The following is a 12,846-nucleotide window of genomic DNA, read 5'->3' as shown; positions in this document are numbered from 1 at the left end:
TTGCAAAGAGTGGCCGACCCGAAGGCCTACCACTCAGGGTATTACGTCAGCCCTATCCCTTATTGGGGCAAGGCATAACCAGCTGCCTTGATCTGCGCCTGACCCGGCCCCTTGAGCCAGGCCACCAGCGCCTCGACCGCACTCCCTTTCTTCAATACCAGCCCCTGCTGTTCGATGGGGGGATAGAAGCTCGCAGGCACTGCCCAGGCTTCGCCAGTCTTGCCCGCTTCCACAAGATTGGCCCAGGCGACAAAGCCCAGTTCGGCATTGCCGGTGTCGACAAATTGCCAGGTCTGGCCGATGTTGGCGCCGGTCAGCAACCGGTACTGCTTGGGATCGATCTTGAGATGGGTGAGGGTCGCCATGGCGGCAGCACCATAGGGGGCGGTACGGGCATTGGCGATGGCGAGGTTGCCTTTCCAGCTACGCAGGGTCGCCTCGTCAGGGGCCGGCCCCCCTTTCTTCCACAGCCCCAGCTGGCCGATGGCGTAGGTGAAGCGATCGCTCCCCTTGCCCTCTTTTTCCAGCTTCTCGGGGGTCGCCGCATCGGCGGAGAGGAAGAGATCGAACGGTGCGCCGTGACTGATCTGGGTGTAGAGCACTCCGGTGGCGGCAGACGAGATGGCCAGGGTGTGGCCGGTCTTGGCGGTAAACTCCTTACCGATACGCTCGATGGTTCCCTTGAAGTTGGCGGCCACGGCCACTTTCACTTCATCGGCCTGCACGACACCGGTATGCAAGGTGGCGGCGCAGACACCGGCGATGACAACAGATAACAGCGGTTTCATTCCCTTTCTCCTGATGGGGCCCGCACATCCGCGCCCCTTGGCGGGGCCGTGGTTCCCGTTGAACCTGCGCCCCTCGTGATGAACAGGTCAGGCTTGCCAGCGGGCAGCGGCGGCGTTGTCGCTCTCCTTGGCCTCGACCCAGCGTTGCACACCCTCGGCAGTCAGCTCTTTTTTCCAGAACGGCGCCCGGGTTTTCAAGAAATCCATGATGAAGTGACAGGCGTCAAAGGCGGCGTCGCGGTGGGCACTGCTCACCGCCACCAGCACGATCTGATCGCCAAGCCACAACTCGCCGATACGATGAATGAGGGTACACTCCTGCAGCGGCCAGCGGCGGCGGGCCTCCTGCACGATATCGGCCAGCGCCTTCTCGGTCATGCCGGGGTAGTGCTCGAGGGCAAGCCCCTTCACCTCCTCCCCCTGATTGAAGTCGCGCACCTTGCCAACGAAGGTGACGATGGCGCCACTGTCTGGGCGGGTGGCGAGGCGGGCATATTCATCCGCCAGCGAGAAGTCCTCCCGCTGCACCACAATGCGATCTGTGATGGTTGCCTCGCTCATCATCAACCTCCGGTCACCGGTGGGAAGAAGGCCACCTCATCGCCATCGTTGATGGGGGTATCGAGGGGCACCAGGGTCTGGTTGACCGCCACCAGCAGCTTGCCAGCTTCCAGCGCCAGCGCCCACTTGTCGCCGCGTTCACAGAGCGCCGCGCGCAGTTGTTCGGCAGTGGCGTAGTCGCACGGCAGGCTCAGCTCATCGCAGGCCACCAGCTCTCTTACTTGCGCAAAAAACAGTACCTTGATCATGCTTGCTCCCCGCTATTTGACCCCAGCTGAAAATGGCCGGACTTGCCGCCCTTTTTCTCTACCAGCCGCACCTGTTCGATCACCATGTCCTTTTGTACCGCCTTGCACATGTCGTAGATGGTCAACGCCGCTACCGACGCGGCGGTCAGTGCCTCCATCTCGACACCAGTCTTGCCGGAGAGCTTGCAGAGAGTGCGGATATGTACCCGATTCTGCTCGGCCAGCGGCACTATCTCCACCTCTACTTTGGTCAAGGCCAGCGGATGGCAGAGGGGAATGAGATCGGAGGTCTTCTTGGCAGCCATGATGCCTGCGATGCGGGCAGTGGCGAACACGTCCCCCTTGTGGTGCTGGCCGCTCAGGATCAGCGCCAGCGTCTCGGGGGCCATGGCAACAAACGCTTCGGCACGGGCTTCGCGCTCGGTCACCAGCTTGTCGGTCACATCCACCATATGAGCTTCGCCGCTCTGGTTCAGATGCGTCAGGTTGGGCTGGGTCTGCTTGGGATCGGTCTGGTTCATCGTTTGCTCTCAGAGGTGGGAGACAAAGTTGCACGGCTTGGTGCGGGCATCGAGCTGATCGCGGATCAGTTGCTCCCAACCCAGCTGGCAAGCGCCGGTGGAGCCGGGCAGGCAGCAGATCAGGGTGCGATTGGCGAGTCCCGCCAGCGCACGGCTCTGCATGGCGGAGCCTTTAATCTCGGCAAAAGAGAGTTGACGGAACATCTCGCCAAAACCCTGTACGGTGCGCTCGAACAGCACACCGACCGCTTCCGGTACCCGGTTCTGTTCATTGAAGCCGGTACCGCCGTTAATCAGTACCACCTGCACCCCCTCATCGGCGATCCACTCGCTCACCCGCGCGCGGATACGAAACAGGTTGTCCGGGCAGAGTGCCCGATCGGCCAGCTGATGGCCCGCGTCGGTAAGGGCCGAGACCAGATAGTCGCCCGAGCTGTCATCGGCGGCAGTGCGGCTGTCGGAGACCGTCAGCACGGCGATCTTGAGGGGAATAAATGCGTTGTGTTTCTGTCCCATCGGGCAGCTCCTTGTGGCTATGGGCCGTCAACGAGGCAGGAAGAGAAGGGGTATGAGAGGCCAGCTGTCAGGGCGCAAAAACGGACGCAGACAGGGGTGACCAACTTGCTCAAGCGTGTGACGGCGGGCTGATTCTATCAAAGGTTTCACGAGATATGGGATTTAAAAGACACACAAATCTGATGCTTGTCCCATATATGAACAAAACGCAGGCCGGGCAAACCCGGCCTGTCGTCGCAGGATCAGAACCCTTTCACCCCGGTCATGTCGGGCAGCTGGTGAGCTATCCCCTTGTGACAGTCGATGCAGGTACTTTCACCACTGGCCAGATTGGTAGAGTGCATCTTGGCGGCACGCTGCCCCTGCAGGGAGAAGTCCATGTACTCGAAGTTGTGGCAGTTGCGGCACTCGCGCGAATCGGTCTCTTTCATTCGTTGCCACTCCCGCTCCGCCATCTCGCGCCGGTGCGACTCGAACTTCTCGCGGGTATCCACCTTGCCGGTGATCATGCCCCACAGCTCCTTGGAAGCTTGCACCTTGCGGATGATCTTGTAGGTCCACTCGTGCGGTACGTGGCAATCCGGGCAGCTGGCCCGCACGCCGGAGCGGTTAGCGTAGTGGATGGTGTCGCGGTACTCCTCGAACACGTTGTCCTTCATCTCGTGACAACTGGTGCAGAAGGCCTCGGTGTTGGATGCTTCCATGGCGGTGTTGAAGCCACCCCAGAAAATCACGCCACCGAAGAAGCCCATCAGCAGGATGACCCAGAGAGCCGCCTTCGACGGTGACTTGAAGGTGGTCCACAGACGCTGGATAAAGCCGGGTAATTTCATCTATGGATTCCTCAGTTCAGCGCTTCAACCGGTTTAAAGGTATTTTCCACCAGCGGCTTGGCATCCGCTTGCGGCACATGGCACTGCAGGCAGAAGTAGCGACGCGGCGACACTTCACCCAGGGTCAGGCCGTCGCGGGTCTCGAAGTGAGTCGGACTGATCTTGGGAGCCTTCATGGCACTGGCATTCTTGAAGCTGTGGCAAGCCAGGCACTTGTTGACCTTGGTATCCACCTCGTAGTTGCGAATGTCATGGGGGATCAGCGGCGGCTGATGCATGTACTGGCGATCGTAGGGCGCGCCATCCTTGCGGAAGTTTTTCAGGGGCGCGGCGGTGGCATCGGTCACCAGATCGGTGGCGCCACGCTCGGACTTGAGGCCACCGGTACTGTTGGTGATCTCGGGGGCCGCTGCCATCAAGGATCCCGCCATCAGGCAGGCCAGCATTGCTCCAATCAGCTTTTTCATTATTTGTTCTCCGACGTTTTTTCTGCCTTGACGGCAAAACCTACAGTGATTTCAAAAACTTGTTCCGCGCAGACATCGATGCAGCGACCACAGTTGGTACACTCCTGAGCCGCAATCAAGGGCCCGTGACCGCGCTTGGCACCGTGAACAGGCCCGCGCAGGATGGGACGCTCCGGGCAGACCGCATAACAATCCATGCAGTTGTTGCACCGCTCGCGCCCCTTGGCAGAAATCTTGATAAATCCGACCCGGTTGACCAGGGCATAGAAGGCCCCCACCGGACAGAGATGACCGCACCAGCCCCGCTCAACCACGAAGAGATCGAACAGGAACAGCGCTGCAAGCAGGGCCCAGCCAGCCCCCATGCCAAACAGCAGGCCGCGCATGGCGAGCGACACCGGATTGACCAGCTCCCACGCCATCACCCCAACCACCGCTGGCACCACCAGCACCATGGCCAGCAACCAGTAGCGGGTCGCACGGCTGAACTGGCCGTTGCCCTTTAATCCAAGTCGCCCCCGGAGCCAGGCTGCGGCATCCGTGATGAGGTTGACCGGACAGACCCAGGAGCAGAACATCCGCCCCCCGACCAGCCAGTAACCGGCCAGCACAATGGCAGCACCCAGCCAGAGAGTGGTGATGGGCCAGTGACCCGCCGCCAGCGACTGCAACAGCGTGAGGGGATCGGTCAGCGGCACCGTCTCCAGCAACAGCGAGCTGGAGAGGTTGCCCTTGAGGATCCAGATGCCCGCCAGCGGCCCCAGCAAAAACAGCCCGAGCACGCTGAACTGACTCAGCCGACGCAGCAACAGGAAGCGGTGGGAACGCCACCACCCCAGCTTGATGCGAGCATCTTCCCCCGGATAACGACTCATAACCCCTCCGGTTTGCGGGTGGGCAGGGTGAGCCTGTCGCCAATGAGCGACTTGTTCCCCGCCTTGGCCTTCTCTTCCCAGCCGAGCCTGTAGTGATGACCCAGCTCACCTTTGGCGAGCTGGCGTGGCACCACCTTGATGGCCGCTTCCTCCAGCACGCAGGCATGCTCACACTTGCCACAGCCGGTACAGACATCGCTGTGCACCGTGGGCAGGAACATGGCGTGCTTGCCGGTACGCTGGTTATGCTGCAACTCAAGAGTGATCGCCTTGTCAATCAGCGGACAGACCCGATAGCAGACATCGCAGCGCAGACCCAGATAGTTGAGACAGGTCTCGTGATCGATGAGCACTGCCACCCCCATCCGCGCCTGATCGATGTCGGTCATCTGCTGATCCAGCGCCCCGCTCGGGCAGGCCACCACGCAAGGGATGTCATCACACATCTCGCAGGGCACGGCACGCGCCTTGAAATAAGGGGTACCAGTGGTCACAGGGTCAAACAGCCGGGCGAGCTTGAGGGTGTCGTAGGGGCAGGCCTCAACGCAGAGCCCGCAACGCACGCAGGCGCTGAGGAACTCTGTTTCATCGAGAGCGGCGGGCGGGCGCAGCGCCTGGGCAGGCACGGCTTGTGCCTGCTGGCGGGCCACGCCACCGAGCCCCACGCCAAGCAGGCCCACACCGCAGGCCCCCTTGGCCATGTCGGCCAGAAACTGGCGACGACTACGACTCATCTCGCACTCCCCCGCCTTAAGCCTTCATCACCTTGACGGCGCACTTCTTGTAATCGGTCTCTTTCGAGAGCGGATCGGTGGCATCCAGGGTCAGCTTGTTGACCAGCTGGCTCGCATCGAAGAAGGGCATGAAGACCAGTCCTTTCGGCGGACGGTTGCGACCACGGGTCTCGACCCGGGTCTTCACCTCACCACGGCGGGAGGAGACGATCACCTCTTCACCACGACGCACGCCGCGGGCCTTGGCATCATCCGGGTGCATGAAGAGCACCGCATCCGGGAAGGCGCGATAGAGCTCGGGCACCCGACGGGTCATGGTGCCGGTGTGCCAGTGCTCCAGCACACGGCCGGTGGAGAGCCACAGATCGTACTCTTTATCGGGCGACTCGGCGGCGGGCTCGAACGGCAGGGCGAAGATGACCGCCTTGCCATCGGGCTTGCCATAGAAGCGCACCCCCTCACCCGCTTTCACATAGGGGTCGAACCCTTCACGGTAGCGCCACAGGGTCTCTTTGCCATCTACCACAGGCCAGCGCAGACCACGCGCTTCGTGGTACTGATCGAACGGCGCCAGATCGTGGCCGTGACCGCGACCGAAGGTGGCGTACTCCTCAAACAGACCCTTCTGGACGTAGAAACCGAAGTGCTCGGCCTCGTCATTCAGCTGCCCTTTGCTCTGCTCTTTCGGGAACTGGTTGACCTGACCGTTGGCATAGAGCACGTCGAACAGGGTCTTGCCCTTCACTTCGGGCATCTTGGCAATCAGCTCAGCTGGCCACACCTCTTCCACCTTGAAGCGCTTGGAGAACTCCATCAGCTGCCACAGGTCGGACTTGGCCCCTTCCGGCGCTTTCACCTGCTGGTGCCAGAACTGGGTACGGCGCTCTGCGTTGCCGTAGGCCCCCTCTTTCTCCACCCACATGGCAGTGGGCAGGATGAGGTCAGCGGCCTGGGCCGTGACGGTCGGGTACGGATCGGAGACCACGATGAAGTTGCGCGGATCGCGATAACCAGGCAGGCGATCGGTATTCATGTTGGGGCCGGCCTGCATGTTGTTGTTGCACATCACCCAGTAGGCGTTGAGCTTGCCGTCCTTGAGCATGCGATCCTGCAGCACGGCGTGGAAACCCACCTTGTCGGGAATGGTCCCTTCCGGCAGTTTCCAGATCTTCTCGGCGATGGCGCGGTGCTTGGGCTCGGTCACCACCATGTCGGCAGGCAGACGGTGGGCAAAGGTACCCACTTCACGCGCGGTGCCGCAGGCAGAGGGCTGGCCGGTCAGTGAGAAAGGACCATTACCCGGCTCGGAGATCTTGCCGGTCAGCAGGTGGATGTTGTAGCAGAGGTTGTTGGCCCAGACGCCACGGGTATGCTGGTTGAAACCCATGGTCCAGTAGGAGACCACCTTCTTGCTCGGGTCGGCATAGAGCTTGGCCAGCTTTTCCAGCTTCTCTTTGGAGACGCCGGAGAGCTTGGAGACCGACTCCACATCGTAATCCGCCACGAACTTGGCAAACTCTTCGAAGGTCATCGGCGTGGCATCGCCGCTGTCCGGGTTCTTCGCTTTCTGCTGCAGCGGATCAGTCGGGCGCAGGCCGTAACCGATGTCGGTGACCCCCTTCTTGAACACGGTGTGCTTGTTGACGAAGTCCCAGTTCACCTTGTCGTTCTGAATGATGTAGTTGGCGACATAGTTGAGGATCGCCAGGTCGGTCTGCGGAGTGAACACCATGCCGTTGTCCGCCAGTTCGAAGCTGCGGTGCTCGAAAGTGGAGAGCACGTGCACCTGTACATCCGGATTGGAGAGACGACGATCGGACATCCGCGACCAGAGGATGGGGTGCATCTCGGCCATGTTGGAGCCCCACAGCACGAAGGCGTCGGCCTGCTCGATATCGTCATAGCAGCCCATCGGCTCATCCATACCGAAGGTACGCATAAAGCCAACGACCGCGGAGGCCATGCAGTGACGGGCGTTGGGGTCGATGTTGTTGGAGCGGAAACCGGCCTTCATCAGCTTGGCGGCGGCGTAACCTTCCCAGACGGTCCACTGGCCGGAGCCGAACATGCCGACAGCTGTCGGCCCCTTCTCTTTCAGGGTCGCCTTGAACTTCTCGGCCATGATGTCGAACGCCTGATCCCAGCTGATAGGGGCAAAGTCGCCATCCTTGTCGAACTGGCCGTTCTTCATCCGCAGCATCGGCTGGGTGAGGCGATCCTGGCCGTACATGATCTTGGAGAGGAAGTAGCCCTTGATGCAGTTGAGGCCACGGTTAACCGGCGCATCGGGGTCGCCCTGAGTCGCCACGACCCGACCATCCTGAGAGCCCACCAGCACGGAGCAGCCGGTACCGCAGAAGCGGCAGGGAGCCTTATCCCAATGGATGGCTGTCTTGTCGGTACTGGTGATGAGATTGGCTGCCAGCGTGGGGGCACTGACACCGGCCACGGCAGCGGCAGCTGCCACCGCGTTGGCCTTCATAAAGTCGCGTCGACTCAGCTTCATGGCATATCCTCACATTGCTTATCGCGTAATAGTTGTCGAATCTGTCGAACGGGAGCCAGCCATCAGCGGCAGAGGGCACGCCCGGCATCCCATCACTCTTTTCAGTGACCGCCCAGTTCATCGAACTGGTGGTAAATCAGGGCGGCAGAGAGCACACCCGGCATTGCCTGTATCGCATCAATGGCCGCCATGATCGGCCGCTGGCTCGGACCTTCCAGGGTCACGACCAGCTTGCCCTCGTCACTGACGGCGTGGATCTCGGCCCCTTCAAGGGCGCCAATCTGCTCGGCGAGCTGATGGCGCAAAGGGGGCTGGGTCAGCACCACCAGACTCGATACATGGAACTCCTGATCCATTGTGGCTTCTGTGTCACACGGCTTCTGACTCATTCTGACTCCTGCTTGAGGGTGGGCTGGCTCGTAACACCGGATGGGGCGGCTCGCCCATCGACCTTGATGCTGCCAACCGGACAATCCTGCACACAGGCGCCGCAGCCATTACAGCGATCCGGCTCGACCGTCGGGGTAGGCACACGCCCCAGCACCGGAATAAAACGAATGGCATTGGGCTCACAGCTGTCCTGACAGCGCTGGCAGAACACCTGACCATTGGCCAGACAGTTGGCTTCGATATGGGCCTTGTAGTGCCAGGGGGACTCGCTGGTCGGGCGAAACAGCGGCGCCTTGCAGACCGTGGCGCACTCGGTGCAGAAGGTGCATTCGCCACGCTGGAAATCGACCACCGGAAAACCACCCTCGCCATTCACCAGGATCTGCTCCGGACAGGCCGCCAGACAGTCCCCGCAGCGGGTACAGTCGGCGACAAATGCCGACCAGTTGACTGACCAGGGCAACTGCACCGGCGGTTCGGCGGTTCTCAGCCGCCCCCGGAACAGGCCGCGGCGGGCAAGATCGATCTCATCCGGCATGTTGACTCCTGTTCTGGTGAAGAAGGGGACAGTGCGAGTCCATGATTGGCATTCTTGATACCAATTATAAGAGTGGGTGTATATTGCGGCCCTGACAAGGTAAGGGATATACCACCAGGGAGATAAACAGGGGGGATTCTTGCGCCAGATCAAAGCCTTGCAGCGCAATAAAAATGGAGGTATCGGTTAAAATACCTCCATGTGAGGATTGCTATTTAATCGTTGGCCATTTTTTGCGGTTATCCGCCGATCGAGGCGAGATGAGGGGTGATACCGGCATTGCCCTCATGGAGACGATGGGTAGCACTCTTGCCCGCCAGTGCAGCGCGAATGCGCTGTTGCAGCTCATCGGATTGTGCATCTGCGCCGAGCAGATCCCGCAGGTCGATGCCGTTGTCACCAAACAGGCACAGATGCAGCTTCCCCAGCGAGGAGACCCGCAGCCGGTTGCAACCGGCACAGAAATCCTTGCTGTAGGGCATGATGAGTCCCACCCCCCCCTGCGAATCGGGGTGCATAAAGACCTGCGCCGGACCGTCATCCGTGCCCCGCAACTGCTGCACCCAGCCGCTCTCCAGCAAGCGCTGTTTGATCTGTTCGCCGCTGACATGGTGGTCACGAAACAGGGTATCCATCTCGCCGGTCTGCATCAGCTCGATAAAGCGCAGCTCGATGGGCTTGTGCCTGATCCAGCCCAGAAAGGCATCAAGCTGGTAGTCGTTGAGCCCCTTGAGCAGCACAGCATTGATCTTCACCGATTTGAAACCGGCGGCCAGTGCTGCTTCGATCCCCTCCATCACTTCGGCCAGCTTGTTCTCACCGGTGATCTGGTGAAACTGGCGCGGGTCGAGACTGTCGACACTGACATTCAGCGCATTGAGTCCGGCATCAAACCACTCCTGAGCCCGCTCCTTGAGGCGATAGCCGTTGGTGGTCATAGCGACCTTCTCGATGCCCGGGGTGGTGGCAATCACCTTGACGATCTCGGTGAAATCGCGGCGCAGGGAGGGCTCGCCCCCCGTGATGCGCACCTTGCGGGTGCCCATGGCGGCAAAACCGCTGACCACGCGGCGGATCTCGTCAATCGAGAGAAAGGGTTGACGCCCCGCTTTGTGACCTTCGGGGGGACGATAACCGTCAGGCAGGCAATAGGTGCAACGGAAATTGCACACATCGGTCACCGACAGACGCAAATAGTAAAAACGACGGGAAAAACCATCTTCAAGTGGCAACATAAACACCTTTCCAAATACGGGAGGCCAGGGCATTTCTTTCCTGACCCTTACAGCTCGAACGTCGGCTGACGGCTGGTTTCCCCCTATCGCTAGGACTTAGGCAAAACCGCTCGGAGTTCATCTAGTTTTTCGATGCTAACACAAGTTGGAGTACACTCCCACGCATCTTGCGGGGTCCTTATCACTATTCAGAGGTGCGCATCAGTATGGGAAAACGGTTCAGGGTCCATTCGGTCAGCAGTGCCATTGGTCGCGCCATGGTGTTGATCCTCTTCATGGCCAGCCTGATCGCGCTGGTCGCCATGGTCACCCTCTTCTACTCGGTACCCGATGCCAAGGCGATCAACCTCTCCGGTTCGCTGCGGATGCAGGCCTACCGGATGGCCTACGAAATCGAGCGGGGCGACAGCGTGCTGGGGCGCCTCTCCCAGTTTGAAGAGACCCTGCACGCCGAAGAGCTGCAGGAGACCCAGCGCTGGATCACTCCTGCCTCCCTGCGTCGCACCTATGGCGAGGTGCTCGGCCAGTGGCAGGTAATGCGCCAGCACATCGAGGATCGCACCCCCAGACGGTACACCGATAACACCGAGCAGTTTGTGGCGGCCATCGACAATTTCGTCAATCAGATGCAGTACCACGTGGAATTCAAGGTGCGGATGCTGGCACTGGCAGAGGGGCTCGGCCTGCTGGCTATCATCACCATCGCCTGGTTCACGGTGCGCTTCACCCGCCAGCAGGTGGTCGCCCCCCTCAACCAGCTGGTCTACTGTGCCCGCCAGATCCAGCGGCAGGATTTCGATCTTAAGCTGCCCGCCCACGGCGAAAACGAGCTGGGGGAGCTGTCGCGCGCCTTCGTCACCATGGCCGACGAGCTGGGCAAACTCTATCGGGAGCTGGAAAACAAGGTGGAAGAGAAAACCGCCAAGCTGCAACAGGCCAACGACACCCTCTCGTTTCTCTACTCGACCGCCCAGAAGCTGCACGCTGCCCCGCTCAGCACCCGTACCCTTATCAAACTGCTGGACCGCGCCGCCGCCCACCAGCATATCGACCATATCCGGCTGACCCGCTTCGAGCACAATGCCATGCCGGTCTATATCTCGGGGCGCACCGGCTGGCCCGGCGATCTCGATGCGGTGGCCAGCTTCTATCTGCAGATGGATGAGCAGGAGTTCGGCCGCCTCGACATCATCAGCCAGCACCCCATCGATGAGCGGTTGATCAAGAACTTCACCATGCTGCTGGCTCAGGTGCTGCACAAAGACCAGACCCTGCTGCAACAGCAGCGACTGCTGCTGATGGAGGAGCGGGCGGTGATCGCCCGGGAGCTGCACGACTCGCTGGCGCAGGCCCTCTCCTATCTCAAGATCCAGTCCACCCTGCTCAAGCGCTCTTACGCCAAGGGGCAGCATGAAAAGGCGCAGGAGGCGATGCAGCAGATCGACGAGGGGCTTAGCAATGCCTATACCCAGTTGCGCGAACTGCTCGGTACCTTCCGTCTCACCATTGGCGATGCCAATCTTGGGGAAGCAATCCGGGTGATGCTCGATCAGCTGCAACCTCAGACCCAGGCCGAAATCCGGTTCCATTACGGACTGGCCGACAACGACCTGGAGGCGGGCCAGCATATCCACATTTTGCAGCTGATCCGTGAGGCAGTGCTCAATGCCATCAAACATGCAAACGCGCAAGTGATTGATGTTAGCTGTGAGACCCTCGCCAGTGGTAACATTGAGGTTCAGATTTCAGATGACGGTGTCGGGATCGGACTCGCCAGCTCGGCGATCAACCATTACGGGTTGAGCATCATGAACGAGCGCGCCAGCAAACTGCACGGTCTGCTGACCATCAACGAGCAGCAACCACAAGGCACCTGCGTGCATCTGACCTTTCCCACCAGTCTAGCGAGAGACGCCTGATGGACGAGATGAAATACACAGTTCTGGTCGTAGATGACCATCCCCTCATGCGCAAAGGGATTGTGCAGTTGCTGGCTCTGGAAGAGAACATGGAGGTGACCGGTGAAGCCTCCAACGGCACAGATGCCGTGGCGCTGGCCAAAGAGTCCGAGCCGGATCTGATCCTGCTCGACCTCAATATGAAGGGGCTCTCCGGCCTCGATACCCTCAAGGCGCTGCGGGCCGAAGAGATCACCTCCCGGGTGGTGATCCTCACCGTCTCCGATGCCCGTCAGGATGTGGTAGCCCTGCTCAAGGCGGGTGCTGATGGCTACCTGCTCAAGGACACCGAGCCTGATCTGCTGCTGGCCCAGCTGGCCGACGTGATGACCGGCAAGCAGATCCTGAGCGAACCGCTGCGCCCCTATCTCGAAAACATCTACGAGCTGGATCACCTGCAGCAGAAGCTGGAAAGCTTAACGCGTCGCGAAATGCAAATCCTGCGCGAAATTGCAAAAGGCCTCTCCAACAAACAGGTCGCCTCGGTACTCCATATCTCCGAGGGAACGGTCAAGGTTCACGTGAAGAGCCTGCTGAAGAAACTCGAGGCGCAAAGCCGCGTGGAAGCGGCTGTCATGTATCTGGAGCAGCGCAACTAAGCGCCCTCAACCGCCCGAAAAGCCACCCTCCGGTGGCTTTTTTCATTCTCTGGCACAGTCGCTGCATTGTCATATTC

Annotated in this window: 15 protein-coding genes and 1 riboswitch; of the genes, 2 read left to right on the top strand and 13 right to left on the bottom strand. The window is 60.5% G+C overall.

Annotated features, from left to right (window positions below; all coding sequences use genetic code 11):
• Positions 1–59: 59 nt before the first annotated feature.
• The 13 genes from modA to moaA form a co-directional block, all read right to left on the bottom strand.
• Complete coding sequence (gene modA, locus AB5Z05_RS18585; protein ID WP_368152661.1) at positions 60–788, bottom strand: molybdate ABC transporter substrate-binding protein; 729 nt, start codon at positions 786–788, stop codon at positions 60–62.
• A gap of 87 nt (positions 789–875) precedes the next feature.
• Positions 876–1,349 (bottom strand): molybdopterin synthase catalytic subunit MoaE, encoded by a 474-nt coding sequence (moaE, locus tag AB5Z05_RS18580; RefSeq protein WP_042020353.1) that lies wholly within the window; start codon positions 1,347–1,349, stop codon positions 876–878.
• A gap of 2 nt (positions 1,350–1,351) precedes the next feature.
• Positions 1,352–1,597, bottom strand: coding sequence for a molybdopterin synthase sulfur carrier subunit (gene moaD, locus AB5Z05_RS18575; protein ID WP_005353453.1), 246 nt, complete (start codon positions 1,595–1,597; stop codon positions 1,352–1,354).
• A complete protein-coding gene (gene moaC / locus AB5Z05_RS18570; protein WP_021229351.1) occupies positions 1,594–2,118 on the bottom strand; it encodes a cyclic pyranopterin monophosphate synthase MoaC in 525 nt (174 codons plus the stop codon). Before moaC ends, moaD begins: the two co-directional genes overlap by 4 nt.
• A 9-nt stretch (positions 2,119–2,127) precedes the next feature.
• Positions 2,128–2,634, bottom strand: a complete 507-nt coding sequence (moaB, locus tag AB5Z05_RS18565) for a molybdenum cofactor biosynthesis protein B (protein ID WP_005344126.1) — start codon at positions 2,632–2,634, stop codon at positions 2,128–2,130.
• A 242-nt stretch (positions 2,635–2,876) separates the two neighbouring features.
• Positions 2,877–3,467 carry a cytochrome c3 family protein gene (locus AB5Z05_RS18560; protein ID WP_005353459.1) on the bottom strand — a complete coding sequence of 197 codons (591 nt, stop codon included), beginning with the start codon at positions 3,465–3,467 and terminating at the stop codon, positions 2,877–2,879.
• 11 nt (positions 3,468–3,478) lie between these two features.
• Complete coding sequence (locus AB5Z05_RS18555) at positions 3,479–3,934, bottom strand: nitrate reductase cytochrome c-type subunit (protein WP_005334452.1); 456 nt, start codon at positions 3,932–3,934, stop codon at positions 3,479–3,481.
• Positions 3,934–4,809, bottom strand: a complete 876-nt coding sequence (gene napH, locus AB5Z05_RS18550) for a quinol dehydrogenase ferredoxin subunit NapH (protein ID WP_182963533.1) — start codon at positions 4,807–4,809, stop codon at positions 3,934–3,936. Before napH ends, AB5Z05_RS18555 begins: the two co-directional genes overlap by 1 nt.
• Complete coding sequence (gene napG, locus AB5Z05_RS18545) at positions 4,806–5,543, bottom strand: ferredoxin-type protein NapG (protein ID WP_058059905.1); 738 nt, start codon at positions 5,541–5,543, stop codon at positions 4,806–4,808. The genes napH and napG overlap by 4 nt, the downstream gene beginning before the upstream one ends.
• A 16-nt stretch (positions 5,544–5,559) precedes the next feature.
• Positions 5,560–8,049: a nitrate reductase catalytic subunit NapA gene (napA, locus tag AB5Z05_RS18540; protein WP_368152656.1), complete on the bottom strand. Its 2,490-nt coding sequence runs from the start codon at positions 8,047–8,049 to the stop codon at positions 5,560–5,562.
• 101 nt (positions 8,050–8,150) lie between these two features.
• Positions 8,151–8,405, bottom strand: coding sequence for a chaperone NapD (locus tag AB5Z05_RS18535; RefSeq protein WP_031227438.1), 255 nt, complete (start codon positions 8,403–8,405; stop codon positions 8,151–8,153).
• A gap of 29 nt (positions 8,406–8,434) precedes the next feature.
• Positions 8,435–8,977 carry a ferredoxin-type protein NapF gene (napF, locus tag AB5Z05_RS18530; protein WP_368152653.1) on the bottom strand — a complete coding sequence of 181 codons (543 nt, stop codon included), beginning with the start codon at positions 8,975–8,977 and terminating at the stop codon, positions 8,435–8,437.
• A gap of 239 nt (positions 8,978–9,216) precedes the next feature.
• A complete protein-coding gene (moaA, locus tag AB5Z05_RS18525) occupies positions 9,217–10,212 on the bottom strand; it encodes a GTP 3',8-cyclase MoaA (RefSeq protein ID WP_041202018.1) in 996 nt (331 codons plus the stop codon).
• A riboswitch (molybdenum cofactor riboswitch) is annotated at positions 10,200–10,340 on the bottom strand. It overlaps the preceding gene by 13 nt.
• Before the next feature lie 78 nt (positions 10,341–10,418).
• Here moaA and narQ point away from each other — a divergent pair.
• Positions 10,419–12,131: a nitrate/nitrite two-component system sensor histidine kinase NarQ gene (gene narQ / locus AB5Z05_RS18520; RefSeq protein WP_139460373.1), complete on the top strand. Its 1,713-nt coding sequence runs from the start codon at positions 10,419–10,421 to the stop codon at positions 12,129–12,131.
• Positions 12,131–12,769 carry a two-component system response regulator NarL gene (gene narL, locus AB5Z05_RS18515; protein ID WP_005334471.1) on the top strand — a complete coding sequence of 213 codons (639 nt, stop codon included), beginning with the start codon at positions 12,131–12,133 and terminating at the stop codon, positions 12,767–12,769. Before narQ ends, narL begins: the two co-directional genes overlap by 1 nt.
• Positions 12,770–12,846: the final 77 nt, after the last annotated feature.

The organism is Aeromonas sp. R2-4 (genome assembly GCF_040908365.1).
Classification (GTDB): Bacteria; Pseudomonadota; Gammaproteobacteria; order Enterobacterales; family Aeromonadaceae; genus Aeromonas; species Aeromonas veronii.
The sequence above is the reverse complement of the archived record's forward strand: the minus strand, read 5'-3'. Positions and strand labels throughout refer to the sequence as shown.

Bases quoted from the DNA above. Each gene is read 5' to 3' on its own strand.
- moaA (WP_041202018.1), bottom strand. From the start codon at position 10,212: ATGTTGCCACTTGAAGATGGTTTTTCCCGTCGTTTTTACTATTTGCGT.
- moaB (WP_005344126.1), bottom strand. From the start codon at position 2,634: ATGGGACAGAAACACAACGCATTTATTCCCCTCAAGATCGCCGTGCTG.
- moaC (WP_021229351.1), bottom strand. From the start codon at position 2,118: ATGAACCAGACCGATCCCAAGCAGACCCAGCCCAACCTGACGCATCTG.
- modA (WP_368152661.1), bottom strand. From the start codon at position 788: ATGAAACCGCTGTTATCTGTTGTCATCGCCGGTGTCTGCGCCGCCACC.
- AB5Z05_RS18560 (WP_005353459.1), bottom strand. From the start codon at position 3,467: ATGAAATTACCCGGCTTTATCCAGCGTCTGTGGACCACCTTCAAGTCA.
- narQ (WP_139460373.1), top strand. From the start codon at position 10,419: ATGGGAAAACGGTTCAGGGTCCATTCGGTCAGCAGTGCCATTGGTCGC.
- moaD (WP_005353453.1), bottom strand. From the start codon at position 1,597: ATGATCAAGGTACTGTTTTTTGCGCAAGTAAGAGAGCTGGTGGCCTGC.
- napA (WP_368152656.1), bottom strand. From the start codon at position 8,049: ATGAAGCTGAGTCGACGCGACTTTATGAAGGCCAACGCGGTGGCAGCT.
- narL (WP_005334471.1), top strand. From the start codon at position 12,131: ATGGACGAGATGAAATACACAGTTCTGGTCGTAGATGACCATCCCCTC.
- napG (WP_058059905.1), bottom strand. From the start codon at position 5,543: ATGAGTCGTAGTCGTCGCCAGTTTCTGGCCGACATGGCCAAGGGGGCC.
- AB5Z05_RS18555 (WP_005334452.1), bottom strand. From the start codon at position 3,934: ATGAAAAAGCTGATTGGAGCAATGCTGGCCTGCCTGATGGCGGGATCC.
- napH (WP_182963533.1), bottom strand. From the start codon at position 4,809: ATGAGTCGTTATCCGGGGGAAGATGCTCGCATCAAGCTGGGGTGGTGG.
- moaE (WP_042020353.1), bottom strand. From the start codon at position 1,349: ATGAGCGAGGCAACCATCACAGATCGCATTGTGGTGCAGCGGGAGGAC.
- napF (WP_368152653.1), bottom strand. From the start codon at position 8,977: ATGCCGGATGAGATCGATCTTGCCCGCCGCGGCCTGTTCCGGGGGCGG.
- AB5Z05_RS18535 (WP_031227438.1), bottom strand. From the start codon at position 8,405: ATGGATCAGGAGTTCCATGTATCGAGTCTGGTGGTGCTGACCCAGCCC.